26 protein-coding genes are annotated in these 26,846 nt (G+C 66.4%); 11 read left to right on the forward strand and 15 right to left on the reverse strand.

Annotation, left to right across the window (positions count from 1 at the left end):
- Positions 1 to 43: 43 nt before the first annotated feature.
- On the reverse strand, positions 44 to 1,108 hold the full coding sequence (locus ACIBCN_RS25635; RefSeq protein ID WP_396994189.1) for a glycosyltransferase family 4 protein: 1,065 nt from the start codon (positions 1,106 to 1,108) through the stop codon (positions 44 to 46).
- A 245-nt stretch (positions 1,109 to 1,353) separates the two neighbouring features.
- Here ACIBCN_RS25635 and ACIBCN_RS25640 point away from each other — a divergent pair, with 245 nt between their 5' ends.
- From ACIBCN_RS25640 to ACIBCN_RS25650, 3 genes are read left to right on the forward strand one after another with little or no spacing between them, the layout of a single operon-like run.
- Positions 1,354 to 2,547, forward strand: coding sequence for a glycosyltransferase (locus ACIBCN_RS25640; protein WP_396994190.1), 1,194 nt, complete (start codon positions 1,354 to 1,356; stop codon positions 2,545 to 2,547).
- Complete coding sequence (locus ACIBCN_RS25645) at positions 2,544 to 3,557, forward strand: glycosyltransferase (protein WP_396994191.1); 1,014 nt, start codon at positions 2,544 to 2,546, stop codon at positions 3,555 to 3,557. The genes ACIBCN_RS25640 and ACIBCN_RS25645 overlap by 4 nt, the downstream gene beginning before the upstream one ends.
- Positions 3,554 to 4,864 carry a glycoside hydrolase family 130 protein gene (locus ACIBCN_RS25650; RefSeq protein WP_396994192.1) on the forward strand — a complete coding sequence of 437 codons (1,311 nt, stop codon included), beginning with the start codon at positions 3,554 to 3,556 and terminating at the stop codon, positions 4,862 to 4,864. The genes ACIBCN_RS25645 and ACIBCN_RS25650 overlap by 4 nt, the downstream gene beginning before the upstream one ends.
- On the opposite strand, the gene ACIBCN_RS25655 is transcribed toward ACIBCN_RS25650, so the two are convergent.
- Entirely contained in the window at positions 4,861 to 5,367 is a 507-nt protein-coding gene (locus ACIBCN_RS25655; protein ID WP_396994193.1) for a TetR/AcrR family transcriptional regulator, read from the reverse strand. The genes ACIBCN_RS25650 and ACIBCN_RS25655 overlap by 4 nt on opposite strands.
- Before the next feature lie 49 nt (positions 5,368 to 5,416).
- On the opposite strand from ACIBCN_RS25655, the gene ACIBCN_RS25660 reads away from it, so the two are divergent.
- Positions 5,417 to 6,739 (forward strand): family 1 glycosylhydrolase, encoded by a 1,323-nt coding sequence (locus ACIBCN_RS25660; RefSeq protein ID WP_396994194.1) that lies wholly within the window; start codon positions 5,417 to 5,419, stop codon positions 6,737 to 6,739.
- A gap of 39 nt (positions 6,740 to 6,778) precedes the next feature.
- A complete protein-coding gene (locus tag ACIBCN_RS25665; protein WP_396994195.1) occupies positions 6,779 to 7,720 on the forward strand; it encodes an esterase/lipase family protein in 942 nt (313 codons plus the stop codon).
- Positions 7,721 to 7,769: 49 nt separating this feature from the next.
- Here the strand turns inward: ACIBCN_RS25665 and ACIBCN_RS25670 are convergent, their stop codons facing one another.
- Entirely contained in the window at positions 7,770 to 9,407 is a 1,638-nt protein-coding gene (locus ACIBCN_RS25670; RefSeq protein WP_396994196.1) for an MDR family MFS transporter, read from the reverse strand.
- 12 nt (positions 9,408 to 9,419) lie between these two features.
- Positions 9,420 to 10,046 (reverse strand): TetR/AcrR family transcriptional regulator, encoded by a 627-nt coding sequence (locus tag ACIBCN_RS25675; protein WP_396994197.1) that lies wholly within the window; start codon positions 10,044 to 10,046, stop codon positions 9,420 to 9,422.
- 215 nt (positions 10,047 to 10,261) lie between these two features.
- Between ACIBCN_RS25675 and ACIBCN_RS25680 the strand changes: the two genes are divergently transcribed.
- Both ACIBCN_RS25680 and ACIBCN_RS25685 read left to right on the forward strand, forming a co-directional pair.
- Positions 10,262 to 10,657, forward strand: coding sequence for a hypothetical protein (locus ACIBCN_RS25680; protein ID WP_396994198.1), 396 nt, complete (start codon positions 10,262 to 10,264; stop codon positions 10,655 to 10,657).
- An 89-nt stretch (positions 10,658 to 10,746) separates the two neighbouring features.
- Positions 10,747 to 11,292 (forward strand): hypothetical protein, encoded by a 546-nt coding sequence (locus tag ACIBCN_RS25685; protein WP_396994199.1) that lies wholly within the window; start codon positions 10,747 to 10,749, stop codon positions 11,290 to 11,292.
- A gap of 16 nt (positions 11,293 to 11,308) precedes the next feature.
- Here ACIBCN_RS25685 and ACIBCN_RS25690 read toward each other — a convergent pair whose 3' ends face one another.
- Positions 11,309 to 12,643 carry an aspartate aminotransferase family protein gene (locus ACIBCN_RS25690; RefSeq protein ID WP_396994200.1) on the reverse strand — a complete coding sequence of 445 codons (1,335 nt, stop codon included), beginning with the start codon at positions 12,641 to 12,643 and terminating at the stop codon, positions 11,309 to 11,311.
- 86 nt (positions 12,644 to 12,729) lie between these two features.
- Between ACIBCN_RS25690 and ACIBCN_RS25695 the strand changes: the two genes are divergently transcribed.
- Both ACIBCN_RS25695 and ACIBCN_RS25700 read left to right on the forward strand, forming a co-directional pair.
- Positions 12,730 to 13,641, forward strand: a complete 912-nt coding sequence (locus ACIBCN_RS25695; RefSeq protein WP_396994201.1) for a LysR family transcriptional regulator — start codon at positions 12,730 to 12,732, stop codon at positions 13,639 to 13,641.
- Positions 13,642 to 13,992: 351 nt separating this feature from the next.
- On the forward strand, positions 13,993 to 14,718 hold the full coding sequence (locus tag ACIBCN_RS25700) for a C40 family peptidase (protein WP_396994202.1): 726 nt from the start codon (positions 13,993 to 13,995) through the stop codon (positions 14,716 to 14,718).
- A gap of 19 nt (positions 14,719 to 14,737) precedes the next feature.
- On the opposite strand, the gene ACIBCN_RS25705 is transcribed toward ACIBCN_RS25700, so the two are convergent.
- Positions 14,738 to 14,911: a hypothetical protein gene (locus ACIBCN_RS25705; protein WP_396994203.1), complete on the reverse strand. Its 174-nt coding sequence runs from the start codon at positions 14,909 to 14,911 to the stop codon at positions 14,738 to 14,740.
- Positions 14,912 to 14,972: 61 nt separating this feature from the next.
- Positions 14,973 to 15,575, reverse strand: coding sequence for a TetR/AcrR family transcriptional regulator C-terminal domain-containing protein (locus ACIBCN_RS25710; RefSeq protein ID WP_396994204.1), 603 nt, complete (start codon positions 15,573 to 15,575; stop codon positions 14,973 to 14,975).
- A 52-nt stretch (positions 15,576 to 15,627) separates the two neighbouring features.
- On the opposite strand from ACIBCN_RS25710, the gene ACIBCN_RS25715 reads away from it, so the two are divergent.
- Positions 15,628 to 16,932 carry an FAD-dependent monooxygenase gene (locus ACIBCN_RS25715; RefSeq protein ID WP_396994205.1) on the forward strand — a complete coding sequence of 435 codons (1,305 nt, stop codon included), beginning with the start codon at positions 15,628 to 15,630 and terminating at the stop codon, positions 16,930 to 16,932.
- Here ACIBCN_RS25715 and ACIBCN_RS25720 read toward each other — a convergent pair.
- Together ACIBCN_RS25720 and ACIBCN_RS25725 are read right to left on the reverse strand one after the other, a co-directional pair.
- Positions 16,929 to 17,687 (reverse strand): glutamine amidotransferase, encoded by a 759-nt coding sequence (locus ACIBCN_RS25720; RefSeq protein WP_396994206.1) that lies wholly within the window; start codon positions 17,685 to 17,687, stop codon positions 16,929 to 16,931. The genes ACIBCN_RS25715 and ACIBCN_RS25720 overlap by 4 nt on opposite strands.
- A 276-nt stretch (positions 17,688 to 17,963) precedes the next feature.
- A complete protein-coding gene (locus ACIBCN_RS25725) occupies positions 17,964 to 18,815 on the reverse strand; it encodes a serine hydrolase (protein WP_396994207.1) in 852 nt (283 codons plus the stop codon).
- 477 nt (positions 18,816 to 19,292) lie between these two features.
- Here ACIBCN_RS25725 and ACIBCN_RS25730 point away from each other — a divergent pair, with 477 nt between their 5' ends.
- Positions 19,293 to 19,772 carry a hypothetical protein gene (locus ACIBCN_RS25730; protein ID WP_396994208.1) on the forward strand — a complete coding sequence of 160 codons (480 nt, stop codon included), beginning with the start codon at positions 19,293 to 19,295 and terminating at the stop codon, positions 19,770 to 19,772.
- 74 nt (positions 19,773 to 19,846) lie between these two features.
- On the opposite strand, the gene ACIBCN_RS25735 is transcribed toward ACIBCN_RS25730, so the two are convergent.
- The 6 genes from ACIBCN_RS25735 to ACIBCN_RS25760 all read right to left on the reverse strand — a co-directional run bounded on the left by ACIBCN_RS25735 (position 19,847) and on the right by ACIBCN_RS25760 (position 26,485).
- On the reverse strand, positions 19,847 to 20,893 hold the full coding sequence (locus tag ACIBCN_RS25735) for an ABC transporter ATP-binding protein (protein WP_396994209.1): 1,047 nt from the start codon (positions 20,891 to 20,893) through the stop codon (positions 19,847 to 19,849).
- Positions 20,890 to 21,972 carry an ABC transporter ATP-binding protein gene (locus ACIBCN_RS25740; protein WP_396994210.1) on the reverse strand — a complete coding sequence of 361 codons (1,083 nt, stop codon included), beginning with the start codon at positions 21,970 to 21,972 and terminating at the stop codon, positions 20,890 to 20,892. The genes ACIBCN_RS25735 and ACIBCN_RS25740 overlap by 4 nt, the downstream gene beginning before the upstream one ends.
- Positions 21,969 to 22,949, reverse strand: coding sequence for an ABC transporter permease (locus ACIBCN_RS25745; protein ID WP_396994211.1), 981 nt, complete (start codon positions 22,947 to 22,949; stop codon positions 21,969 to 21,971). Before ACIBCN_RS25745 ends, ACIBCN_RS25740 begins: the two co-directional genes overlap by 4 nt.
- A gap of 85 nt (positions 22,950 to 23,034) precedes the next feature.
- Positions 23,035 to 24,810: an ABC transporter substrate-binding protein gene (locus tag ACIBCN_RS25750; RefSeq protein ID WP_396994212.1), complete on the reverse strand. Its 1,776-nt coding sequence runs from the start codon at positions 24,808 to 24,810 to the stop codon at positions 23,035 to 23,037.
- Between the two features lie 48 nt (positions 24,811 to 24,858).
- Entirely contained in the window at positions 24,859 to 25,857 is a 999-nt protein-coding gene (locus ACIBCN_RS25755) for an ABC transporter permease (RefSeq protein WP_396994213.1), read from the reverse strand.
- Positions 25,858 to 26,209: 352 nt separating this feature from the next.
- The gene (locus ACIBCN_RS25760) at positions 26,210 to 26,485 is read right to left on the reverse strand and encodes a MerR family transcriptional regulator (RefSeq protein WP_396994387.1); all 276 of its coding nucleotides are present in this window, start codon (positions 26,483 to 26,485) and stop codon (positions 26,210 to 26,212) included.
- Positions 26,486 to 26,846 lie beyond the last annotated feature (361 nt).

Consider the following 26,846-nt stretch of genomic DNA (forward strand, 5'->3'; position numbering starts at 1 on the left):
AACCGGCCAGCCATTAGATGCGGGGTGCGGGTGCCGCTACGACTTACATCCCGGCGTGCGAGAACAACCCGGGCGAACCGATACCCTGCTGTTCCGGTGTCGCGGGCACGATGCGCTCGAACAGCGCCAGGTAATCGTCGATCATTCGATCCGCGCTGAAGCGCTCGCACACGTCGGCTCGGGCGGCACGCCGGTCGAGCTGATCGACCTTGGCGAGCGCGGCCGCTGCCCCGGCGACGTCGGTGACCAGGAATCCGGTGACACCGTCGCGAATGATTTCCGGCATCGATCCCAGCGGGGTTGCGATGACCGGTGTTCCGGTCGCGAGGGCCTCGACGACCGCAAGGCCGAACGGTTCGGCGAATCCGATCAGATGCAGCAAAGCGCGTGCGCCACCGAGCAGTTCGTCTCGGCGCGCCGGTCCGACCGGCCCGACGTAGGTCACGGCGGGGTCGGCGAGGTGCGGTTCGACCGCCGTGCGGAAGTACTCCTCGTCCTGCACTACGCCCGCGATGATCAACGGCAGTCCGGTGAGCCGCGCCACCTCGATGGCCAGGTGCGTCCCCTTGTCGGGGTGAATTCGTCCGAGAAAGAGTAGATATTCGCCGTGCTCGGGCCGAAATGTGAACTGCGCGGTATCAATACCGTGATGGATTGTCGCCGCATAGCGGAGTGCGGGGTGCCGGTCGGCATCGCTGATCGATACATAGTGCGCGATATCGTCGAATGCCTCATATACCGGCACAATTTTCGGCGAGGAAAAGCCGTGGATCGTGGTGACCATCGGTGTCGGCACCAGGCGGCTGTAGGTCAGCGGCATGAAGTCGAAATGGTTGGCCAGCACGTCGAACTCGCCGGCATGCTCGAATACGGTCGAATTATGCAGCGCCTCAGCGACTTTGGCGTCGGCGTCGACGGCCTCCTCGTACCCCGACGACACCGGCGCGACCAGCCGCGCCGACGTCTCGGAGTCCGCGGTGGCGAACAACGTGACGTCGTGTCCCCGCGCGACGAATCCCTCGGCCAGGGTCGATGCGATGTGCTCCCACGGTCCATAGTTTTTCGGTGGCGTGCGATGAGCTACCGACGCGATTACGCCGATTTTCATAAAATCCTCGATTACTGGCGGATTAACCGCCGAGAGCCGCCTGCGAATGAGCGGACTTGGTGCCACGACCCTATCACATCGACCCCGCGTGACCTGGGTGTTACTATCGGGGCCTAGTGGTCGATCCGCCCGTGTCGTGCTCCGGAACGGATTCTCAAGCGCTTCAGCGCGACACGATTCAGCCAATTGAGTGGCTGCAGACAGCGGCACTGTCGGCGCTGGCTCGAATCAGAAAGGCTGACGTTGTGTCAGTTCGGTCTTACGGCGTTCTGAGCACTTATCCACCCACCCAGTGCGGGTTGGCCACCTTCACCGACTCGCTGGTCGGCGCGCTGACCACACCCACCGAAACCGGTTTTGCGACGGTCGATTTCGGTCAGGGTCCGGCCGCCACGCGTACCGTCGGCATCGTTGCCGTGGTCGACACCGCCGAGCCGACACCGGCACCACTGGTCGCGCACCAGTGGGAGCGCAGCGCCCGCCGCGGCGCCGCCACCGCGGCTGCGGCCCTCAATCGCTTCGATGTCGCGATCATCCAGCACGAATACGGCATCTACAGCGGGCGCGACGGCGTCGATGTACTCGAAGTCGTTCGCGCTCTTCGCGTCCCGGCTATCGCGGTGCTGCATACCGTATTGGTCACCCCGACCACGCAGCAGCGAATGATCCTCGAAGAGCTGGCCCGCCATTGCGCCGCGCTCGTCACCATGACCGAGACGGCCCGCCAGCGGCTGATCGAGCACTATGCGGTCGACCGGTCCAAGGTCAGCGTGATCCCGCACGGTGCGACAGCGCACCTCCCCGGACCGCACAGCACCCGGCATCAGCCGATCTCACGGACGCCGGTGATCCTGACCTGGGGCCTGCTCGGCGAAGGCAAGGGCATCGAATGGGGCATCGACGCGATGGCCCATCTCGCCGATCTGCGCCCGGCCGCACGCTACCGGGTGGTCGGGCAGACCCATCCCAGGGTGCTGGCCCGGCACGGCGAGTCCTACCGCACCAGCCTTGTCGACAGGGCCGCGCGGCGCGGCGTCACCAACGCCGTACATTTCGACGCCCGCTACCTGTCCAGCGACGAGCTGCACCGGCTGATCCAGCAGGCCGATGTCGTGCTGCTCCCCTACGACTCGCGCGAACAGGTGACTTCCGGAGTTCTGATAGAAGCCGTCGCAGCGGGTAAACCGGTGGTATCGACGGATTTCCCGCACGCGCGGGAACTGCTGTCGAGCGGCGCCGGTCTCCTTGTCGATCGCGAATCACCGACCGCCATCGCGTCCGCGCTGCGCAAGGTGTTCACCGAGCCAGGCCTGGCGGCCCGAATGAGCGCCGAAGCGAAACGCATTGCGCCAGACCTACTCTGGCCCGCAGTGAGCAGGAAATACCATGCGCTTGCCGCAGAGACGCTGCAAGCCGATGCAAAGTTGGCCACAGCATGAGTGAAACGATCACCATCTCTTACGCCCACCTGGTGCGACTCAGCGACGAGGTCGGGATCTTCGAGCACGCGAAGTTCACCACGCCGCGCCTCGAGAACGGTTACTGCGTAGACGATGTCGCGCGCGCCCTCGTTGTCGTGGTCCGCGAGCCGGAGCCGACCGAGGAGCTGGACGCGCTCGTACAGGTGTACGCGCGCTTCATCTTCGAGGCACTCACCGAGGACGGCCGCAGTCACAATCGACGCGGCACGGACCGGAACTGGCAGGACGAGGCGAGCCTCGAGGACCACTGGGGGCGTGCTATCTGGGCACTCGGCACCGTCGCCGCCCGCAGGCCGGAGCTGACAGAAAAGGCGTTGGCGCACTTCACCATCGCCGCCAAGCAGCGCTCGCAGTTCCCGCGCGCGATGGCCTTCGCCGCGCTCGGTGCGGCCGAGGTGCTGCGCGCCGACCCCGGAAACCTCACGGCCCCCAAGCTGTTGGCCGATGCCGCAAAGCTGATCGGCCCGCCAACCCGTCGCCTGGACTGGCGCTGGCCCGAGCCGCGGCTGCACTACGCCAATGCCGTACTGGCCGAAGCGCTCCTGGTGGCCGGTGCCGCGCCGGGTCAAGGCCGCACGCACGCAGACGGATTGGCGATGCTGCGCTGGCTGTTGGAGATCGAGACCTCGGGCGACCATCTGTCGGTCACCCCGGTTGACGGCTGGGCAACCGGCGAGAAGCGGCCTGGTTTCGACCAGCAGCCGATCGAGGTCGCGACGCTGGCCGACGCCTGCGCCCGCGCCTACGACGACACCAACGACCACCATTGGAAGGAGGCGGTCATGTTATGCGAGGCATGGTTCCGCGGCACCAACGACGTCTCGACCCCGCTCATCGATCCGGTCAGCGGCGGCTGCTGTGACGGACTCGAACCCACCGGGCGAAACGAGAACCAGGGCGCCGAGTCGACCCTGGCGCTGATTTCCACCATGCAGCAGGCCCGCCGCCTGCAACAGGCGGCCGCATGACCAACACCGCGGCGGCAACCACAGCTGACCTGGCCCGCCGCGGCGGCGAGGCCCTGTTCCCGGACGGGAGCCGGGTACTGGCCAGGCTGTTCCAACCCGGCCAAGAGCTACTCGGACACGGCATTTCGCGCGCCGAGGCGATCATCGCGCGCGTGCTGCGCCTGTCCGACGCGGACGTGACGAGCACCTTGGCCTCCGCGCTGCTGCGGTTCGGCAACCGGCATCGCGACATCCACGCGGTATTCGCCGCGCACAGTGCGGTGGTCGAGCAACTGCTCCCCACGATGCTCACCGCGGATCGGCGGCAGCTCATCGGCGCGTGCTTCACCCAGGAGTACGCGGTCGAGGCGGCGGCGCTGTTCAATCCGTCGATGGTCCCGCACCCGGACCAGACCGGTCTCGCCCCAGGCGAATTGCGCTTCATCATGAGTGTGCGCGCCCTTGGCGAGGGGCATATCTCTTGCATCGAGTTCCGCACCGGCGTCCTCGGGCGCGGCGATTCGATCCGGCTGAACACCCCGACTCCGTTCCTCGAGGCCGGCCAAGTCACCCCGTCGACGGCCGGAAACTACACGGTGACCTTTCCCGTCGACCGGCCGATGTCCGAGCGGATCCTGTTTCCGGCCAGCGCCGACGAGAGCCATGGCATCGAGGACGCACGCTTCACCAGGTTCACCGAAAACGACGGGACGGCAACGTATTACGCCACCTACACCGCGTTCGACGGCGGCCGGGTCGCGCCGAGGCTGTTGCACACCAACGATTTCGTCACCTTCGACAGCACCAGGCTCGACGGCGGCGGCGCCACCGACAAGGGAATGGCGCTGTTCCCGCGCCGGGTCGACGACCGCTATCTCATGCTGTCGCGCTGGGATCGGGAAAACATCAGCGTGGTCAGCTCGCCGGACGCGCGCGGGTGGAGCGATCCGGTTACCATCTATCGACCGACCCAGCCCTGGGAGCTGATCCAGCTCGGCAACTGCGGACCGCCGATCGAAACCCCTGGTGGCTGGCTGGTTTTGACACACGGCGTCGGCCCCGTACGCACCTATGGGATCGGCGCGATCCTGCTCGACCTGGCCGACCCGACTCGGGTGATCGGCGCACTGCGCCAGCCGTTGCTCGCACCGACCGCGGCCGAGCGCGACGGCTATGTGCCCAATGTCGTGTACTCCTGCGGCGCGCTGGTGCACCGTGACACCCTCGTTCTCCCCTACGGTTGCAGCGACTCGGCCATCCGATTCGCCTTCGTGGATATGCCCGTACTGCTGCGGCGGCTGATGGACGAGGGACCGCCTGCGCACTAGCTGTCGCCGGTGTAGCGCCGCCAGGCGTTTTCGAGCTGCGCCGCCATATCGATGCTCGGGTCGATCAGCCAGCGGGCCTGCAGCCCGTCGGCGAGCGCGAAGAACATGGTGGCCGCGGCGTCGGCATCGATGCGATCGGACAACGCGCCCGCCTGCTGCATCTCCCGCAGGGCGTGCGCGAACGCCTCGGTGCCTAGTCGGTACCGCTCCAGCATGTAGTCGTGCGCGGGGTGGTGCGGGTCCGCCGCGGCCGCCTGGATGTGGGTGAACAGTTCGATCAGACCGGGCACCTTCGCGTTGCCGCGGACCACCGCCACGAACGCGGCGGGCGCCGTGCCGCGCATGGTCGCGAGGTCGGATTCGTCGCGCTTGCGCAGCACGGCGACGAACAGTTCCTCTTTCGAGCCGAAGTAGTGCAGCAGGCCGCCCTGGCTCAGGCCGACCGCTTCGGCCAGCTCGGCGACCGAGGTGGCCAGGTAAACCGAGCGTTGTACGGTTTTCATTCCGGACCATCCGCTCAGGTCCACCACAACGAACGGGAGACACCACCCGATGCGTATCCGTCTTCGCGGCGTCGTCTTGGCCGTGCTGGCCGCCGCCACTGTCCTGACGGGCCTGCCCGCCACGGCCGCCGCCCGGCCGGAACCGCCCGCGCGGGTCGCGCCGCTCGGCCCGGATTTCCTGTGGGGTGTCGCCGCTTCCGGATATCAATCCGAAGGGCATGCGCCGGACAGCAATTGGAGCCGCTACGTCGCCGCGGGCAAAACCGATGACCCCTACCGTGATTCGGTCGACTTCTACAGCCGCTACGCCTCCGATATCGAGCTGGCGGCCGGGCTCGGCGTCAAGGTGTATCGGATCAGCATCGAATGGGCACGGGTGCAGCCGCAGCCCGGCGGGTGGTCCGACGAGGGATTCCGCTTCTACGACAACGTGATCGCGAAGATCCGCGCCGCCGGGATGCGGCCGATGATCACGCTGGACCACTGGGTGTTCCCCGGCTGGGAGGTCGACCGCGACGGTTGGCACAACCCGGGGATGGTCGAGGACTGGCTGGCCAACGCGCGCACCGTGGTCGATCGCTACGCCGCCGCCGACCCGCTCTGGGTGACCTTCAACGAGCCGACCTTCTACGGCCTCAACGAGTTGCGCCACGGCGGCCTGCCCGCGACCGACGTGCCCGGCATGCAGGACCGGCTGGCCCAGGCGCACAACGCCATCTACGACCACATCCACCAGGTGCAGCCCGGCGCCATGGTGACCAGCAATGTCGCCTATATCCCCGGCGGCGAGGACGCGATCAACAAGCCGTTCATCGACAAGATCGCCGCGAGGCTGGACTACATCGGCATCGATTACTACTACGGCCTGTCACCCGACACCGCGACCTCTATGTTGCAGAACTTTACTCAGCTCTGGCGGAACCCGCTGCAGCCCGAGGGCATCTACTATGCGCTGCAACACTATTCGCGCGAGTTCCCGGGCAAGCCGCTCTACATTGTCGAGAACGGCATGCCCACCGAGAACGGCGAGCCGCGCGCCGACGGCTACACCCGAGGCGACGACCTGCGCGACACCATCTACTGGATCCAGCGCGCGAAGGCCGACGGCATGAACGTGATCGGCTACAACTACTGGAGCCTCACCGATAACTACGAATGGGGCAGCTACACACCGCGCTTCGGCCTGTACACCGTCGACGTGCTGACCGACCCCAGCCTCACCCGTCGGCCCACCGACGCCGTCCCCGCCTACACCGCCATCACGCACTCCGGTGGCGTTCCGGCCGACTACCGTCCGACGCACGCACCACAGCCGTGTTCGCTGGTCGATGCCGCTACCAGCTGCCTCGACCCACTGACCGTCCCGCGGTAACCGAGTTCGCCGCCTTGCCCGAATGATGAAGGGATTTCGATGAATATGAGGTGGCGGCTGACTGCGGCCGGTGCGGTGGCGGGCATCCTGACCGGACTCTGCGTGCCGGGTGCACAAGCCGAACCCGGTAGCGGCCAATCGAACACGGCCGCAACCGATATCGCGGCCACGCCGAGCGTCGGCAAAGACCCCGACGGCAGCGTCCCACCCGAGGGATCCGACGACTGGACCTGCCTGCCCACCGCCGCGCACCCGCGACCCGTAGTTCTCGTGCACGGCACCTGGGGCAACCAGAACGACTGGGACGTACTCGCCCCGCAGCTGAAAGACGAAGGCTACTGCGTCTTCTCGCTGAACTACGGCCGCGACACCTCGAGCGTGCTCGGCGCGCTTCCCGGAATGTACGGCGTGGGAGACATCCACGCCTCCGCCACGGAACTCGCTGCCTTCGTCGACCGCGTCCGCGCCGCAACACATTCGGCGAAGGTCGATCTCGTCGGTCATTCCCAAGGCGCGCTGATGTCTCGCCAATACCTGCGCTTCGCAGGCGGTGCCGACAAGGTCCACCAGCTGGTTTCCCTCGCGGGCACCAACCACGGTTCCACCATGCGCGGTGTGGCGGGTCGGATCCCCTCCGGCAGCGCGTCCTCGGCTTTCTCCGCCGGACTGACAGAGATCGCCGGAATCGCGGCCGCCCAGCAGCTCGTGGGCAGCGACTTCCTCCGCGACATCAACGCTGCGGGCGATACCGACTCCGGCATCGCCTACACCGTGATTGCCAGCACCCTCGACGACGCCTCCACCCCACCGGACGCCACCTTCCTACGGGCGGGCCCCGGCGCGACCGTCGATAACGTGTGGGTCCAAGACTTCTGCTCCACAGACACTTTCGAGCACGGCGTCCTCCCGCAATCCCCAACCGTCGCTTACCTCATCAAGAAGGCACTCGACCCGGCCTACGTCGGCACCGCCTGCCCCTGACAGACGGCCGGGCGGTAAGGCTGTTGCCTTACCGCCCGCGTGTGAGTCGTCAGCTGTGTTCAGCGACGAGCTCAGAATCGGGCTTCCCGTCCTTATCCAGCTTCCTGTCCTTGTCCAGCTCCGTCTCCTCCATCACCGCTTCACCACGAGCGACCATGCCCGCCTCGTCGGAGAGCTTCAGCTGCGGGATGAACAGCGCGAGCACGAAAACGACGATCGCACCGGGGATCAGGTACCAGAAGCCGGGTACCAGCGCGTTCACGTAAGCGCCGACGATCGCGTCGTGCAGCCCCTCGGGCAGGTGCTTGACCACCGACGGCACCAGGGCGCTCGGGTCCAGCTTCGCCGCCATCACCTCCGGACCATGTGACATGAACGCGTCGGTGAGACCCTCGGTCAATCGGTTGGTGAAGATCGAGCCGAAGATCGCGACACCGATCGCGCCACCCATCTCACGGAAGTAGTTGTTGGCACTGGTCGCGGTCCCGATCTGATTGGGCGCCACGGCATTCTGCACGACCAGCACGATGATCTGCATGATCAGGCCCAAGCCCGCGCCGACCACGAACAGCATCGCCGAAACCACCCACATCGAGGTGTTCGCGTCGAGCCGGGTCAACCACAGCATGGCGCCGAGCATGACCAGCGCGCCGACCGGCGGATACACCCGATAGCGACCGGTCTTGGTGATCGCGGTCATCGACCCGATCAGGGTGATCATCATGCCGACCATCATCGGGATCAGCAGCAGACCGGAGACCGAGGCGGACGCGCCGGTGGCCATCTGCAGGTAGGTGGGGATGAACCCGATCGCGGCGAACATGACCAGGCCGACCAGCAGGCCGATCGCCGAGGTCAGCACGAAGGTGCGGTTGCGGAACAACCACAGCGGCAGCATCGGTTCCTCGGCGCGTGCCTCCACCATCACGAAGGCGGCAACCACGATTACCAGTGCGGCGATCATCGCGACGATCGCGGTCGAACCCCACGCGTACTGCTTGCCACCCCAGTCGGTGATCAGAATCAACAGCGTTGTCGCGGAGGACATCAGCAGCACGCCGAGATAGTCCGGCTTGGTCTTGGGTCGATGGCTTGGGACGCTCAGGTAACGGAAGGCGATGAACAGCGCCGCGATACCGATCGGCACGTTGATCCAGAAGCACCAGCGCCAGCCGAGGGTGTCGGCGAAGAAGCCGCCGAGCAGCGGACCGGCGACCGAGGTGATACCGAAGACGGCACCCATCGGCGCCATGTACTTGCCGCGATCCTTGGCGGGCACCACATCGGCGATGATGGCCTGCGCCAGGATCATCAGGCCACCGCCGCCGACGCCCTGCAGGCCGCGGAAGACGATGAACTCCCAGAAGCTGGTCGACGCGGCGGCGCCGACGGACGCCGCGGTGAAGGCGGTCACCGCGAACAGGAAAAGCCAACGCCTGCCGAACATGTCGCCGAATTTGCCGTAGATCGGCATCACGATGGTGGTGGCCAGCAGGTAGGAGGTCGCGGTCCAGGCCATGTGCGAGACGCCGCCGAGTTCGCCGACGATGGTCGGCATCGCGGTGCCGACGATCATCTGGTCCAGGCTAGCCAGGAACATGCCCGCGATCAGCGCGGAGAAGATGAGCCAGATTCGCTTCTGGGTCAAGATAATTGGGGTGGGCGGCGAGGCAACCGTCGTAGTCATCGGGCGGGTCTCCTAGTTTCGCTCGGCAGGCTGGTCGAACATCCGGGCGGCCATCGCACAGTGCTCTTGCACAGCCGCGGTGAGTGATCTGCTGGTGTCGGCGGTCGCGGACATCGCGGCCCGGGTGGTGATGTTGGTCATGACTCCCGCTGCGAGCGCGGCGAATTCGCGGGCAACCGGTTCACCGGCCCGCGCGGACAACAGTTCGCCGACGACGGCCTCCTGCTGCACGCCGGCGGCCATGAAGGCCGCGAACACCCGCGGCTCTTCCTTGATGATCTCCATCACCAGCGAGATCGCTTCGCGCACTTCGTCTTCGGGCTCCAGTCCGGAGGAGAACAGCCAGGTGAGGTCGGGCATGAGCACCCCGGTGGGCCCACCGGAAACGAACTCGTCCCGCGCCGCGGGCGTACCGATCTCCCCGATCGGGCCGACGATCGCGTCGAGCTTCGTGTCGTAGTAGTTGAAGAACGTGCGCGGCGAGACCCCGACAACCCTCGCGATGTCATCCACGGTCGTCGCGTCGAGCCCGTGCGCGACCACCAGCCGACGCGCCGCCATGCACAGTTCGAGTCTGGTCTTGCGCTTCTTCTGTTCGCGCAGACCGAGCGGCGGCTCCGCGCGGGTGGGTGATGACATGGCAAGAATTTAACACAAACTGCAAAATTTCAGACAGTGCAATTTTCTGTGATCGTGCTCACCCGCTATCAACAGAATTATCCGATCTACTGCATGGATGCGTACTCGATCACACTGCAGGGTATGGCAGGTGAGATAGGTGCTGGCCATAAGCAACCTCTCAGGATCGTCATCTACTGTTCATCTCAGTAGATGAGCAGAGAGGCAACGACGCCATGAAGCGATCGCCCCTACGACCGACCGGCATCCTCCGCCGACACCGCCGCGCCACCGCACTCGTACTGATCGTCGGATTACTCGGCACCGCAACGGTGCTCAGCACCGCCGTCGCGGTCGCCGATCCGGACGCCCGCTCGAACCACGCACCCGGCTCGGCCAACCCCGGCAACACGACCGGCGCACACCACATCGACCCGTTCGGCTACAACCACACCGACGCCAACCCGTTGCAGCAGAACGAGCACTGGAACGCCTTGCGCGAGTACCGAAATCAGCAGCACCCGGCCGAGGCGACCGAGAACCGCAGCGGCGGAGCCACCACCTGGACCGCCGTGCCACGCTCCGACGGCGACGGCTGGGTCGTCTGCCGCCCCACCGCCGGCTGGTGCTAGCCGAACTCGCCCGACAACCCCTGCAGTACTTCGCATTACCGATCGGTGGCGCATCGCACCGCCAGGTCGAGGACGAAAGAGAGAAGTCGATGAACACGGCAACGACGCCGAAAACCCCCGCCCTGCGACGCGCTTCGCTAGCACTGCTCGCCATGGCCACCCTGGCCGGCGGCCTCACCTTCGGCGCCGGAACCGCCGCGGCCGAGGCCAGGACCAGCGCGGCGAATCCAGGCGTGCACTGCCTATGGGCAGGCACCGGCTACCCGCAAGGCGCGACCGTCGCCGCGGGCGGCCAAACCTTCCGCTGCGACACCGACCGCGGCGCGGCATCCTGGTCGCGCGGCCCCGCCGGGAGCACCCGGGCCACCGTCCCTAACCCCGGCGCCTACACCAACCCCACCGGCCTGTTCAGCGCGGGCGCGCGGCAGCCGGGCACCGGGTACAACGACTACTGCGTCGGCAGCCAGCTCATCGCGGGCAACGAGGACATCTACCAGGTGGTGGCGGCCCGCGACGGTCAGCTGCTGTGGAAGGCCGCCGCGCCGATCTCCCAGTGGGTCTTCGATGCCAACGACACTCGCCCCGGTCCGTCCTCGCGTTCGGTGAGCCTCTGCATCGACGGCAACCTGACCTGACGCAACCCCGCCACCGTCACATCCGCGCGGCCGCGTCGCCGATCGCCTCGTCGAGAATGGCCAGGCCGAGCGACAATTCATCCTCGGTGGCGGTCAACGGCGGGGCGATCCGGAACACCCCACCCATACCGGGCAGCTGCACGATATTCATGTGCAGGCCCAGTTCCAGGCAGCGGCGGGTGACCAGCCCGCCGAGTTCGTCCGAGCCCTGCTTGGTCTCCCGGTCGACGACGAGTTCGAGTCCGGCGAGCAGGCCGCGACCGCGGATGTCCCCGACGACGCTGTGCCGCTTGGCAATTCGCTCCAATCCACCGCGCAGGAAGGCACCGAGCTCGCCGGCCCGCACGTCGAGCTGGTCGCGGATCAGCACGTCGAGCACCGTGTTGCCGACCGCGGCGACCAGCGGGTCGGCGACGTGGGTGGTGAAGAACAGGAACCCCCGATCATGCGCCTCCTGTTCGATCTCGGCGCTGGTGAGCACGGCGGCGAGGGGCAGTCCGGCGCCGAGCGTCTTGGACAGGGTGAGGATGTCGGGCACGATGCCGTCACGCTCGAACGCGTACCAGGATCCGGTGCGGCACAGCCCGGTTTGCGCTTCGTCGAGGATCAGCAGCATGCCGCGTTCGCGGCACTTCTCGTGTAGCGCGGCGAAGTAGCCGAGCGGCGGCTCGACGACCCCGCCGGAGCTGAGGATCGGCTCGACGAGGCAGGCGGCCAGGCTGCCGACCGACTGGGCGTCGATCAGGTCGAAGGAGAAATCGAGCTGGCGACGCCAGTCGAGTTCGCCTGCGGCCGTGGTGAAATCGGGGCGATAGGCGTGCGGCGCCGGGATGGCGAAGTTGCCCGGCGCGGCCGGGCCGTACCCCTTGCGGCCCGCGCTGTAGGTGGCGCTCGCCGCGGCCTGGGTCATGCCGTGCCAGGAGCGGGCGAACGAGACGATCTCATGCTTGCCGGTGACCAGCTTGGCCATCCGAATGGCCGCCTCGTTCGATTCGGCGCCGGTGGTCAGCAGCAGCGCCTTGTCCAGCGGGCCGGGCAGGGTGCCCGCCAGCCTGCGGGCCAGGTCGACGACCGGGCGGCTGAGCATGCCGCTGAACAGGTGGTCGAGTTCGCCGACCTGACGGCGGACCGTCGCGACGATATCCGGGTGTGAGTGCCCGAGGATCGCGCTCATCTGCCCCGACGTGAAATCCAGGATCTCCCTGCCACTTTCTGTGTATAGGAAGCTGCCCGCGGCGCGAGCGATGATCTCGGGGGTAAAGGTGCCCGCGCCCGCGTAGCGCACGAGGTGCCGGTCGGTGTCGGCCCAGAAGTCGTCGGTGGACCGCGGCGTGACAGTGGGAGAAGCCATGTTTCGACGGTAAGGGCGGTACGAGCAACACGTCCATCTCACAATTCCGGCTGTGCTGTTCGGCTCAGCCGTACAACAATCGGGGGATGTTGAACCCTTGGCGGCTGCGCTTGCTCAGCCAACTCGATTCCCTCGGCACCGTCCGGGCGGTCGCGCAGGCGGCCGATCTGAGCGCGTCCAGCGTGTCCCAGCAGCTCGCGGTGCTGGAGGCGGAGACACGCACGCAGCTGCTGGAACGCACCGGCCGCCGGGTCCGGCTCACCCCGGCCGGGTTGATCCTGGCCCGGCGGGCCAGGGCGATCCTCGATCACATGGGCACCGTCGAGGCGGAGCTGCGCAGCCTCGGTGACGAACCGGTCGGGCTGGTCCGGCTCGGCGCCTTTCAAAGCGCCATCCACTCGCTGTGCGTGCCCGCGGTGACCCGGCTCGCGGCCGGCCACCCGCACCTCGATATCACACTGCACGAGTTGGAGCCGCACGAGAGCATGCGCGCGCTGCGCGTCGGCGACGTCGACATCATCATCACCACAACCGATTTCGTCGAGCAGCCGCTCGGCCCGGACATCGACATCGTGCCGCTGGCCACCGATCCGATCGTGCTGGTGCTGCCACCCGACCGGGCCGCCCGCGGTCCCGCCGACCTGGCCGCGTACGCCGACGAGCCGTGGGCCTTCGATACGCCGGAGTCCTATATGGCGAAGCTGGCGACCAGGCTCTGCCGCGAATCGGGCTTCGAGCCGCGGATAGTGTGCCGCTTCAGCAACTACATGATGGCGCTGCAACATGTCGAGGCCGGGCTGTCCATTACGCTGCTGCCCGGCCTCGCGATCGATCCGCGCTATCGCGTCGCGACCAGGGAACTCACCAGTCCTATCACCCGCACGATTACCGCCGTTATCCGGCGCGGCGCACCGCCGCGGGCGGCCGTGAATGTGGTGCTCGATGCTTTGCGCAGACACGGCGAGCTACCGGGCGCGACCGGCTCGATCGAGCACTGAAAACGGCCGATCGAAAAGCAGATAGCTCGCCGACGAACAGTAAATAGTCCGCGACACGGTCCGTTGGTGCTGCAATTTTCACCGGAATGAGTGGTGCATTAACCGAGGTCAGCAGCTGTTTTCAATATCTAATCGATATTTAGTTACCGTTTCGTTATTACCTTTCAGTGTGTCGGAAGTTTGTTCGAACCCGATTGTGTCGAAGGATGGGAAATCGGATCCGCTTGGACTGACAGATCACCGTGATGTTCTCGAATGTATTCGGAGACTTGGTGAAGTCCGGTACGCCTGCAGATGCGGCGTCGCATGGCCGAGCCAAGGCCTTCGAAATGACCATCGGAGGACTTGATCATGTCGAAGACCGACGACGACGTCCGAAGTACCCGCTCGCTGCGGCGAGTGTTCTGGTGGACACTTGCCGCAGGCGCAGCCGTCTCCGGCGCACTCCTCTTCTCCGCCGCGGAAGCATCGGCCCAAACAGTGACCGTTCCCGGCGTCGGTAGCTTCGAAGTTCCGAACGAAATCTCGGTTCCCCCAGGCATTCCCGGCATTCAGGTTTCGGTGCCACCGCAGGAGAGCGCGCCATCCGCTGCTCCCTCCCGCACCGAGTTCGCCGCTCCCGGAATCACCTTCGCCCTGCCCGACATTCCGGGCGTCGAATACTCCGGCCTGGCAGGCATTCCCGGCATCAAGCCGCCGAATACGTTGCACCCGCAGGTCGCCCCGATGAAGACGACCGGCGAGGTCGCCGTCGAAGCGGCCCGCGCGAAGATCGGCTCCGGCTACGGAACCTCGGCGGGCCCTGATGTTTTCGACTGCTCGGGCCTGGTCCAGTGGTCCTACCAGCAGGCCGGTGTCTCGGTCCCGCGGACCAGTTACGACCAACTGGCCGCCGGAACCCCGGTCTCCAAGGATGATCTGCGCCCCGGCGATCTGGTGTCGTTCTACGGCGGCGGCCACTCCGCGCTCTATGCCGGTGACGGCAAGGTCATCCACGCCTCGAGCTACGGCACCGGTGTCGTGGAGTCGCCGATGTCGGAAATGCCGTACGCGGGAGCCTGCCGATTCCGGAACTAGCTTCCGGAAGTCGATCGAATCAGTCGCTTTCGGTCGTTTCGTCCGCGGCTGCGGACGCGGCAGGAGCGGCGATCCGAATCACCCCGGCATCCAGATCGAGCGCGAGCCGAGGACGGTGCGGCTGACCATCACTGTCCCCGCTGCCCTCGTCGGCCAGCTTCTGTCCTGGAAATAGTTCGCCCATGACGCCCATGACTCCACCATAGACCCGGGGCTCGGCCGCCGGTGCCGGCGAGACACCGTACGTTTCTCGCTCACGGAATTGCGTTCGAGGTGGTCGGCGAGGGATGCGCGAGGAATTTGGTGATACCGAAATCGAAACGCTCGTCGAAGGATTCGTCGGTCAGCGCCGCGAAAACGCGCTGCAACGCGGGGCGTTGCCCGACGTTCAGGTCGCGGATGGATCGCTCCGGTAGCGCCTGCTGCTCCTGGCACAGCCCGAGAGTGAAATAGATGATGCCCCAACAGGTCCAGGCTGCCTCCCGGGGCGGCAGCCCGCCGTCGAGTAGGGCGGCGGCGAGTGCCTCGGCGACATCCAAGGTGGCCGGTTCCGCGGCGGAAGTGCCGGTGACGACGGCGGCGCCGTCACGGTGGGCCAGCAGGGCACTGCGGTAGCGGCGGACGATCTCGGTCGCCCGCTCGCGCCAGTCCCGCGGCAGGCGGTCGAGCGAGACGCCTGCGACGATCGCGTCGGCCATCAACTCCTCGAGCCGCGCCTTGCTCTTGGTGTGCCACAGGACCGTATTCATCCGCACGCCGAGTCTCCCGGCGATGGCGCGCAGCGATACCGCGGCGGCACCGTGCTCGTTGAGGATTTCCAGGGCGGTCCGCACCACATCCGCTTGACTCTTGGTCACTGACCTAGTGTACTTGACTCACATTGTTGGTCAGTGACCAAGGGAGAAGATCATGGTTGATGTCGTCGTGGTGGGAGCCGGGCCCACCGGCCTATGGCTCGCCGGTGAGTTGCGCCTCGGGGGGGCTACCGTCACCGTGCTGGAGGCGCGGCAAACCCGGGAGCCGAATTCGAAGGCGCTCACGATTCATCCGCGCACGATCGAGATCTTCGACTGCCGCGGCATCGCCGAACCGTTCCTGACCGAGGGCATCCGCATACCGAACGGGCATTTCGCCGGGCTCCCCCACCGGATGGACTTCTCGGTGCTGGACACACCGTTCCCGTTCACCCTGGCCCTGGTACAGGCCCGTACCGAGGAACTACTCGAGGAACGGGCCCGGCGGATGGGCGCGACCATCCGCCGGGACTGCCGGGTCACCGGACTGACCGATGATGGTGTCGAGTTGGCCGGCGGGGAGGTCGTCACGGCTCGTTACGTGGTGGGCTGCGACGGTACCCGCAGCACCGTCCGGACCGCCGCGGGCATCGGATTCCCCGGGACCGAAACCACCACCTGGGGATGGCTCGGCGATGTCGTCCTCGACGATCCCCCGCCGCCCGGTTTCGCCGGCGTCGCCGGTACCGACGGCGCGCTGATGATCGCGCCGCTACCCGGCGGGGCGCACCGTCTCGTCGGCGGAGATCCGGCAACCGACCGTCCGGAATGGCCCGGCGATCTCACTCTCGACGAACTACGAGCGACCGTCCGGCGGATCGCGGGCACCGACTTCGGCATGCGCGACCCGGTGTGGCTGTCGCGTTTCGGCAACGCGACCCGGCAGGCCGACACCTATCGCGCGGACACCGTACTGCTCGCGGGCGACGCCGCACACATGCACTACCCGGCCGGCGGCGTCGGCATGAACGTCGGAATCCAAGACGCCCACAACTTGGGCTGGAAGCTCGCGGCCGTCGCCACGGGGCGCGCGGAGCAGGCACTGCTCGACACGTATCACGCCGAACGCCACCCCGTCGGCACAACATTGCTCGAACACACCAGAGCCCAGACCGCGCTGATAACGGCGTATTCACCGCAAGGCCAAGCCCTGCGGGCGTTGCTGAGCGACTTGATCGCGACCGCGCCGGACATGTCCCGCCGACTCGCCGAACGATTGTCGGGCCTCGACGTCACCTACGCCACCGGCAAGCGCGTACCCAACCTGTCCTTTCCCGACGGTTCCACGCTGTTCGAACTGTTGCGCACCGGGCGCCACGTCGAGACCCACGCCGGGCTGGTACGTCCGGACGGGCATCTACTGTCGCGCCAGCCTGTCATCGACCGCCTTGGGCCCCTGCCCGAACCTGCGTCGGGCTAGCAGCAGTCCAACCCCGTTTCGCTGCGGTACCTGGTGACGAATCGGCGCAATATCTCCTTGGGAGTGGTGATTGCTTCCCGGTGCCCCAACGCGATGAGGTAGTCCGCCTCATCCGGGTCGAAATAGCCTGCGTGCCGGTAGGTCTCGATGCGCAACGCGAGTCCGTCGCCGTCGAGTTCCGGATGGAACTGGGTCGCGTAAACGTGCTGGCCGACCCGGATCATCTGCACCGGACAGTCGGCCGAGGTGGCGAGCAGCACCGCGTTCGGCGGCACCTCTTGGCACGCTTCCTTATGTCCGACGAAGGCGCGGAACGACTGTGGGGCGCCACGAAGCAGCGGGTCTTCGCCTGCGCGAGCGGTCAATTCGATGGTCTGCGCGCCCGGCGGCTCGTCGTAGCGTTCGCCGCTCACCGTGCCGCCGAGCACATCGGCCAGGATGCTCAGCCCGTAGCAGGCACCCAGATACGGGAAGTCGCGGGCGACGATCTCGGCGAGCAACTTCTTCAGTCCGGGCTCGAATCGCAGCTGGTAGTCGTATTTCTCGGATTCAGGATTGCCGACATTGCTCGGCCCGCCCCCGACGATCACCGCCGAGAAATCGTCGAGGACCAGGTCGGGCAGGCCCTGCCGCTCCATCTGCACCCGCACCACGGCGCTGGGATCGAGCTCGCCCGCGCGCAGGACAGCTTGATATTCGTCGTCCGCGGCGGGGCGCTCGGGTCGCAGTTGGAGCAGCAGGCAGGGCTTGGGCATGCACAGATTGTGCAAGACCGGCAGCGCCGGAAGGGCGTTACGCGGACAAGTGGCGAGCCGCCTGGGCAAATCGTCGGTCATTCGGATGACGGTCGTACAGCGGATACCCGGCCCCGATCGCGGCTGTCAGGCTGGACCGAGTTCTCCGGCTGAACACGGCCACCCGACACGACTTGAAGCCGAGCACCGAGGGGTTAGTCGGCCTTCAGTACGGCAGCCGCACGCAGCCAGCCTGCGGCTGCCGTGTTTCGCGTTCCGGCAAGGTCCGCCGCGGGACTACGCGGGCGGCACTGTGACAGCGGTTTTGTCGTCCTCGGTGCCGAGGTTCCGCGCTTGCCGCTGTTGGCCGACGACGCCGCGCAGGACGTCGATTCCGGCGGTAAGCGCGGAACCTCCTGTGGTCCAGTCGGTTCCGGCCGGCTGCGAGGTCAGCACGACCACCGCGTACGGGAGTTGGGTCGCGCTCGGTCCGACCAGGCCGGTGGTGTCCAGCGTGGTCGAGGTGTCCATCGACATCCAGCCCTGTTTCACCGCCCAGCCGAGTCCGGTCAGCCCGTCCGGGATGCCGAAGTACTGGTCGGTGCCGTCCGCGGAGATCTCGCTGGCATCGTGCAGGGCGCCGATGACGATGTCGCGGGACGGCTCGGGCACCGCGGTGGTCAGGAAGCGGTAAATGGTGGCCACGTCCCGCGCGGTCGTCACGGTCTCGCCCCACTGCTCCGGGTCGTCGGGGGGCAACGTCGCGGTCAGGCCGATCGCGTCGATCATTCTGGCGACGATCGAGTCGCCGCCGTTCTCGTCCCACAGGGCGTCGGCGATGGTGTCGTCGCTGGCGGACAGCATCGTTCGAAGCTGTGCCGCGGTACCCGAATCAGGTTGCCAGCCTTGTTGATTCAGCGCGTCGAGGGCGATCAGCAGCTTTACCACCGACGCGGTGTAGAACGGCTGATCGAGATTCAGCCCGACAAGCGTTGTCCCGGAACTGATATCGACCACGTCGATCCCGACTTCCGTCCCGGGCGAGACGGCCTGAATCACCGCCTGCATCTGCTGCGCCAGCACCGTGGACGTCGCGACGACAGGCTGCGGTGTGTGCGGCACCGGTGTCCCGCGAACCGCTGTGGTCACGGCCGCCGGAGGAGCGCCCGGAGGTGCTGTCGTCACAGCGGAGCCCTGGTCGTGCGGGCCCGCCGTAGCCAGCGGTGCCGCCACCAACGCCGATATCGCCACTGCCGCTACGCAACCGGCGGACGCCGCCCCCCGCCCCCATCTCGATCCCATACCTATTTGAACCACGCCAGGCTGGTGAGACCTCGAGGGACACTTGGCAATTAGCTGTGACCCGGGGGCGAACCCGGAATCCGGTCGTCAGCACGGCCTCAGGGTCGGCGCGGGGTAGGTCCGCCCAAAGGATGACATGGGACGCGACCGCGGGGCGATGCCCATCCGGGCGGACCCGCGCAGAATCGCTGGTGCGGTTGGCGATCACAAGCATTCATTAGGAAAACTCCTAGCCGCAGACGATTTGATGCACAGGTGCAGTTGGCGGGGCTCCTGCGCATACCGCTGTGAGATCTCGATCTACCTGGTGAAATGGAGAAGACAGTGCCCGCGACGTTCCCGAGTTCCAGCACTCTGACGGCCTCTGACGCAGTGCAGGACTACCGCCGACGCGGATGGACAGTCGCCGAAACCGCCAACGGCGTGTGCCTGATCACCGACGAACGGGTGGCGGCCATCGAACTCACCGGCCCCCTCGCCGCCGAGGTCCGCCGCTTCCTGCGCGCGAACAACCTGTCCGGCCCGGTAATCGACATCCCCGGCGCCGAGCGCCGCGAGATCCACCTGGTAGTTGGCGCCGCCAAGGCCACCCTGGCCATCGAAGCCCTGCGCGGCGCGGGCGCCACCGTGCACACCGACGGCGCGAGCATCCCGCTCCCCCCGACCAGGCTGTCGAATGGCGCAGCCTCCTGGGACATTTCCCCCACCCAGGCCCGCTGGATCCCCCCGGTCGTCGCCATCGCCGCCGCGGTCAACGCCGCCGCACCGACCCGCCACCGGCGCCTCACCGAGGTGGCCTGCTAGTCACCAGGCGGTCGGCAGCGGCTCACTTCCGATACCCCACCGCGTTCACTGACGTCGACTCACCCCGACCGCGATCAGGCGACCACGTGTCGGGGCTCCGGGAAATGGCAGGCGGCCAGGTGGCCTTCGGTGGATTTGCCTAATTGGATCAGGGGCGGTTCCTGCTCGGCGCAGATGTTCTCCGCTTTCCAGCAGCGGGTGCGGAAGCGGCAGCCGGACGGCGGGTTGATGGGTGAGGGGACGTCGCCGGTGAGCCGGATTCGCTCTCGTTGTTTCGCGCTGTCCGGGTCGGCCTCGGGGACCGAGGACAGCAGTGCCTGGGTGTAGGGGTGGTGCGGGCGTTCGTAGAGGTCGGCGCGGTCGGCGAGTTCCACGATCTTGCCCAGGTACATGACCGCGATGCGCTCACTGAAGTGCCGGACCACGGCCAGGTCGTGGGCGATGAACACGAAGGCGATGCCGAGGTCGCGTTGCAGCCCCTGCAGCAGGTTCACCACCTGCGCCTGGATGGAGACGTCCAACGCGGAGACGGGTTCGTCGGCGATGATGAGCTTGGGCTCGAGCGCCAACGCGCGCGCGATGCCGATGCGCTGGCGCTGGCCGCCGGAGAACTCGTGCGGAAAGCGGTTGTAGTGCTCGGGATTCAGGCCGACCGTCTCCAGCAGTTCCCGCACTCGGCCGCGTCGCCCACCGGGCGGGTTGATGCCGTTGATCTCCATCGGCCCGGCGATGATCGTGCCCACCGTCTGCCTCGGGTTCAGCGAGGAGTACGGGTCCTGGAAGATCATCTGGATCTCGGACCGGATGGGCGCGAGCTGGCGGCGCGTGCGGTGAGTGATGTCCTGACCGCGGTAGGTGATCGTGCCCGCCGTCGGCTCCAACAGCCGGGCCAGCATCCGCCCGGTGGTCGACTTGCCGCAGCCGGACTCGCCGACCAGCCCGAACGCCTCGCCGGCGGACACGCTCAGATCGATGCCGTCCACCGCGCGAACCACCTCGGTGTGCCGCTTGAACAGGAACCCGGAGCGGACGGGGAAGTGCATCTGCAGTCCGGTCGCCGTCAGCAGCGGTCCGTCGTCGGCGCGGCGCGAAAACGGTTCGGTCAGAGTCTGTTCGGTCATGACGCCTGCCCGATGCCGAGCGTCGGCCGGACCACGTCGACGAAGATCCGGTCGGCCTCCTCGGTGGCCAGATGACAGGCCGCCCCGCGCCCCGCGGCCGAGCCGAGCTCCGGCCGCTCGCTCTTGCAGCGCGCGTCTGCCACTCGGTCCACGTAATCGCACCGCGGATGAAACGGGCATCCGGACGGCACGTCGATCAGGCTCGGCGGTGCGCCGCGCACCGGCGTCAGCGGTATGTCCACATCCCCGCCGAGGTGCGGGATCGAGGACAGCAGACCCCAGCTGTACGGATGCCGTGGCCGTTTGAGTACCTCGCGCACTGTGCCCCGCTCCACGCACCGGCCCGCGTACATCACCAGCACGTCGTCGGCCATCTGCGCGACCACGCCCATGTCGTGGGTGATCAGGATGATCGCGGTATTGAACTCGACCTGCAACTCCCGCAGCAGATCCAGGATCTGCGCCTGCACCGTCACGTCCAGTGCCGTCGTCGGCTCGTCCGCGATCAGCAGATCGGGGTCGCAGCAGAGCGCGATCGCGATCATCACCCGCTGCCGCATGCCACCGGAGAACTGATGCGGGTACTCGTCCACCCGCCGCTCCGGTTGCGGTATGCCAACTTTGGTCAACATCTCGATGGCCCGCGCCCGCGCCCGCTTCTTGGTCGCGCCGGTGTGCTTGCGGAATGTCTCGACGATCTGGTCGCCGACCGTGTAGTACGGCGACAGCGCGGTCAACGGATCTTGGAAGATCATCGAGATCCGCTTGCCGCGGAACTGGCGCGCGGTTCGCTCGTCCGCGCCGGCCAGATCCGTTCCCTCGAACAGGATTTGGCCACCGATTCGCGCCTGCGCCCGATTGTGCAGACCGAGGACTGCCATGGCCGAGACGCTTTTACCCGAGCCGGACTCGCCGACAATGCCGAGTGTTTTGCCCCGGGTGAGGTCGTACGACAGCCCGTCCACCGCCTTGACCGTGCCGTCCTCGGTGCGGAAGTGCACCAACAGATCTCGCACCGAGAGGATGGTGCTTTGGCTGGACATGTCACGCTCCAGATTCGATTCGGCCGGCACGGTCATCCCAGCCTCACCCTCGGGTCGATGAACGCGTAGACGACGTCCACCACAATGTTGGCCACCACCACGGCGGTTGCGGCAAGCAACACCACCGCCATCATCACCGGCAGGTCGGAGTCCTGCACGGAGTTGACCGCCAACTGCCCGATCCCCGGCAGATTGAACACGGTCTCGGTGACGAGGGCCCCGCCGAGCAGCACCGCGATGTCCAGTCCGAGAAGGGTGGCGATCGGGCTCATGGTGCCGCGGAAGGCGTGCTTGAAATAGATATTCGTGTTGCCCATGCCCTTGGCACGCACGGTACGGATGTAGTCCTCGTTCAAGACTTCCACCATGGAGGAGCGGGTGAACCGCGCGTAGGCGGCGGCGGTGATGATGGCCAGGCAGACCCAAGGCAGGAACAGCCCGGTCGCCCACTTCCCCGGGTTGTCGAAGAACGAGGTGTAAGCGGGCACCTTCATTAGGTGCGTCGAATACACGAAGAGGAACAGCAGAAACGGGCCGAGCACGAAGATCTGCTGCGCACCGCCGAGCACCGCGAAACCCATGGCCGCCTTGTCGGCCGCCTTTCCCTTGCGCAGCGCGGCCAGCAGGCCGAGGCCGACACCGACAACCAGGAACATCACCACCGCGCCGACGGTCAGCGAGAACGTCACCGGGATCCGGTCCAGAACGGTATCGAGCACCGGCCGGTGGTTGTGAAACGAGTAGCCGAGGCACGGAGCCGAGCAGTAGGTATCGGCGATGGTGCGGCCGGTGAAGACCCCGGCCAGGTAGTCGAGGAACTGCTGCCAGACCGGCTTGTCGACACCCAATTGGTGTGCGACGGCGGCGACGAGCTCGGGCGAGCAGGTCTTTCCGCAGGCCAGCCTGGCGACATTGTTGCCGGGGGCCACGTAGAACATCGTGAAGGTGATCGCGCAGATGATCAGCAGGATCACCAGGCCGCCGAGGATCCGGCGGGTGAGGAAGGCCAGCATGCGGACGTGTCTCTCTGGAGGGGGTGGCGGCCGAGCCGGGCGACGGGCAGACCGCCACCCGGCTCAGGACTTCATCAGTCGTTCGCTACTTCTTGAGGTAGACGTTGTCCAGGTCGAGGCTGGAACTGAGCACGTCCATCCGCGCCCCGCCGATATTCGAACCGAACATCACCTGCTTGCGCGCGTAGACCACCGGAATGGCTGCCGCATAATCCTTTTGGATCATCTGGTCCAGCGGCATGTACTGCTTGCCCTGCTCGGTGATGTCCTGGATCGCCTGCACGCGGTTGGTCTCGTCGTCGACCTTCTTCTCCTTGAGCTGGGCCATGTTGTTGCCCCCCTCCGCGACCGCCCCGCCGTAGTACAGCGCGCTGTACACGGTCCGGTTGGTCGGCCAGTCCGGGCTCCACTGGTACCAGATCAGGTCGTAGCGGTTGTCCAGGTGCCTGATGATGTTGAAGTAGGACTTGTCCGGTACCTGATTGAGGTTGACCTTGAAGCCGGCGGCCTCCAGCGCACGCTTGATCGGGGGACCCGCCCGATCGGCGGCCGGGGTCGTTTCCCAGGCCACGTTGACCTCGTAGCCGAGCTTGCCCGCGTCGGTGAGGATCTTCCTCGCCTGCTGCGGGTCGCCGTTGTCGCCGACGCCGTACGGGTTCGGCTGCGGCGAATAGCCGACCGAGGTGCGCGGACTGAGCGTGGTGGCGACATTGCCGTAGAACGGGCCACCCTGCGCGGTGATGACATCCTGCTTCGGAAACGCCATGGCGATGGCCTTGCGGACGTTCAAGTCTGTGACCCGGGCGGTGTTGGTATTGAAGGTCACCACCGCGCCGGTCTCGTTGTCCATCGTGCGCTTTTTCAGGTTCGGATCCTGCATGATGGCCTGAACCTGATCGGGGTCGACGCCGCCGTAGTAGGCGGCGCCGTTCGGATCGATGTCCGCCTTCAGCTGGTCGGTCTCCTGCTTCGCCAGCACACCGAACTGGAAGTGGATCTGATCAAGGTACTGGTGCCGTACCGGGTCGGTCTTGGCATCCCAATTCGGGTTCTTCACCAGGGTGAGCGTCTTGTCCACCTCGTGGGCACCGATCTTGTACGGCCCGGTTGCCATGTCGCCGAGGCCGTTGACGTCCAGATCGTCCGGTTTGGTGTCCAGGTCTTTGCGCACCGGAACGGTCTGGCTCATCGAGGCGGCGAACGGGAAGTCCGACTGTGCCGCGGCCAAGTGGAAGACGATGGTCTTGGCGTCCGGGGTTTCGATCTTGTCGGGTCCGAGTTCCTGACCACCGGAGAACGGACCGGGGTAGACCGAGTTGAAGTCGTCTTTACCCGCCAGCCAGAGCTGGACCCACTGCGGCCCGGTCGCGAACTTCGTGTCGAAGGTGCGCTCGACGGCGTACTTGATGTCCTGCGACTTGATCGGCGTGCCGTCGGCATATTTCATGCCGTCCTTCAGCGTGTACTTCCAGGTCTTGCCGCCGTCGGAGGCCTCACCGGTATTGGTGGCCAGGTCACCCACCAGCACCATCGTGCCGTCGTCGTTCTGCTTCAGCACGGTCAGGCGCCGGTGCATCAGCCGGAACGCCTCGTCGTCCGGGGCGGTGTATACCTTTGCCGGGTCGTAGTCCGGGAAGTCGTGACGCCAGGTCAGGTTGAGCGTGCCACCGCTGCGGCCGCCGGCCACGTCCGCGGCCGGGCCGTTGGACTGCTTGCCTTCCGGGTCCAGGGTGAGCTTGTTCGTCGTGGACTTCGGCTGGTCACCACTACCGACGTTGGTGCCGCCCGCCGAGCAGCCCGCCGCCGCCAGCAGCGCGGCCGCGGCTAGCGCGGCGGCCTGCGCGAGATACTTTCTCTTCATTCCAGTTCCTGCCTCCTCTTGCCGCCGAAAAGCCCGGCGACCCAACGGTTATCGGCTTCCCTTCGGGTCAAGGGCGTCGCGCACCGAGTCCCCGAGCAAGTTGAACGCGAGCACGAAAAGGACCATCCCGATACCGGGGAAGACCAGATAGGTGATGTCGGAGGAGATCAGGCCGGATCCGTTTTGGACCATCACGCCCCAGTCGGGCGTCGGATCCTTGATGCCGACGCCGAGGAAGGACAGCGCCGCCTCCGCCGTGACGTACGCGGGCAGGTCCAGCGTCGCAAGCACCAGGATCGGGGTCCACAGATTCGGTAGCAGTTCCCGGACGATGATCCGCCGGGGACCGGCTCCGGTCACCTTGGCTGCCTCGATGAACTCGCGCTCCCGCAGGGAGAACACCTGGCCGCGCAGCATCCGGGCGTTGCGGGTCCAGCCGAACAAGGTCAGCAACCCGATCAGGCTGGCCGTCCGTACCCAGAGTGGAACCTCCTGCCCCGTTGCCTGGTAACTGGCCCAGGCGACCGGCATGAAGGCGAGGATGAACAGGGTGGACGGGATGGACAGCAGGATGTCGGTGACCCGGCTGATGAGGTAGTCGGTCCAGCCGCCTATGTACCCGGCGGTTACCCCGAGCACGGTGCCGATGATCGTCGTCAGCAGTACTACGGCCAGCGAAATCAACAGGGAGGTACGGATTCCGTACACCAGCACGATGAGCACGTCGCGGCCGGTGTGCGGCTCGATGCCGAACCAGAACTGGCTATCGATACCGCCATTGGGCTTGATCGGAAAGCCGGTGTCGGTGAGCAACCCGTTACTGGTCGTGGCGTACGGCGTGTACGGATCCTTGCCATAGACCAGGGAGATCAGCGGCGCGCCGAGGCCGACGACGAAGAAGAACAACACGACGATAGCCGCCACCAAGCCGGTCTTGTCCCGCTTGAACCGAAGCCAGGCGAGTTGACGGGGCGAGCGGCCGAGCGGGCCGCCCTTGACGGTGGGCACGACATCCGGTGAAAGCTCCTCCGTGAGCAGTGTCGCCACACTTTCCCCTTTGATCACCCCGAATCAACAATGGGCGAAACGTACGGCCCGTACCCTCCAACGTCAACCCTGACGCACGCCTACTTAGCAAAGTGTGCATATAGACCGGGCGGTCGCCGCACAGACACCACAAACAGACCACCATTGCGTCGGTTTTTGTACCAGAGGCCAAGTCGGCCGAGTATCCTGTCACCCACCACTGTGCCGAAACCACCTGACCCTCAACAGATCTCAGCAGGGAGCTCGCAGCGGTACGACGGCCGTCGTCCGGCGGATCCAACTGGGGATTTCCCCAGTTGTGTTTCCCTGCGAGGCCGACCGCAAGTAATTGATGGGCGTCAGAGCCCGGGCTTTAGTCTGTATGCCGATCGTCTCGAAGTGCCTGGTGCAATTCTTCGTTGATGCGCTGGGCGTCGGCGAGCTGGTCTTCGAGAATGACGATCCGGCAGGCGGCTTCGAGCGGGTTGCCGTCGTCGACCAGTTGCCTGACTCGCGCGGCGATGCGCAGTTGGTAGCGGGAGTAGCGGCGGTGCCCGCCTTCGGAGCGTTGCGGGGTCAAAAGTTCGGCGGCGTCGAGGGCGCGCAGGAAGGCCTGGGTGACTCCGACGATTTCCGCGGCCCGGCCCATGCTGTACGCGGGGTAGTCGTCGTCGTCTAGCCGGTCGGCGGGTGTGCTGTCGGGGTTCGCGCGGGAATCTTCCACTACACCTCTCGGGGATTTCATGCCTACAGGCCCCGGCGCGGTGAGCGCCGGGGCCTGTGATCGATCTATCTGTTGTCTCAATTCCGACTATCGGCCGGTAAGGCCGGTGTCGCACACCGCGTCCGGACATGTTCACAGGAACGCGAAGTGCGTATGTATTTGCTCGTAGACCACCTCCCGGCTCGTAGGGTGCGCACCCCGCGCCAACTAGCGGCGCGGTCCCGCGTGGACGCTCATCGTGACGCCTCCAGCGCATTCTTGCGGAGTTCTTCGTCCCCTCCGGCGG

This window comes from Nocardia sp. NPDC051052 (assembly GCF_044456045.1).
In the GTDB taxonomy this organism is placed as follows: domain Bacteria; phylum Actinomycetota; class Actinomycetes; order Mycobacteriales; family Mycobacteriaceae; genus Nocardia.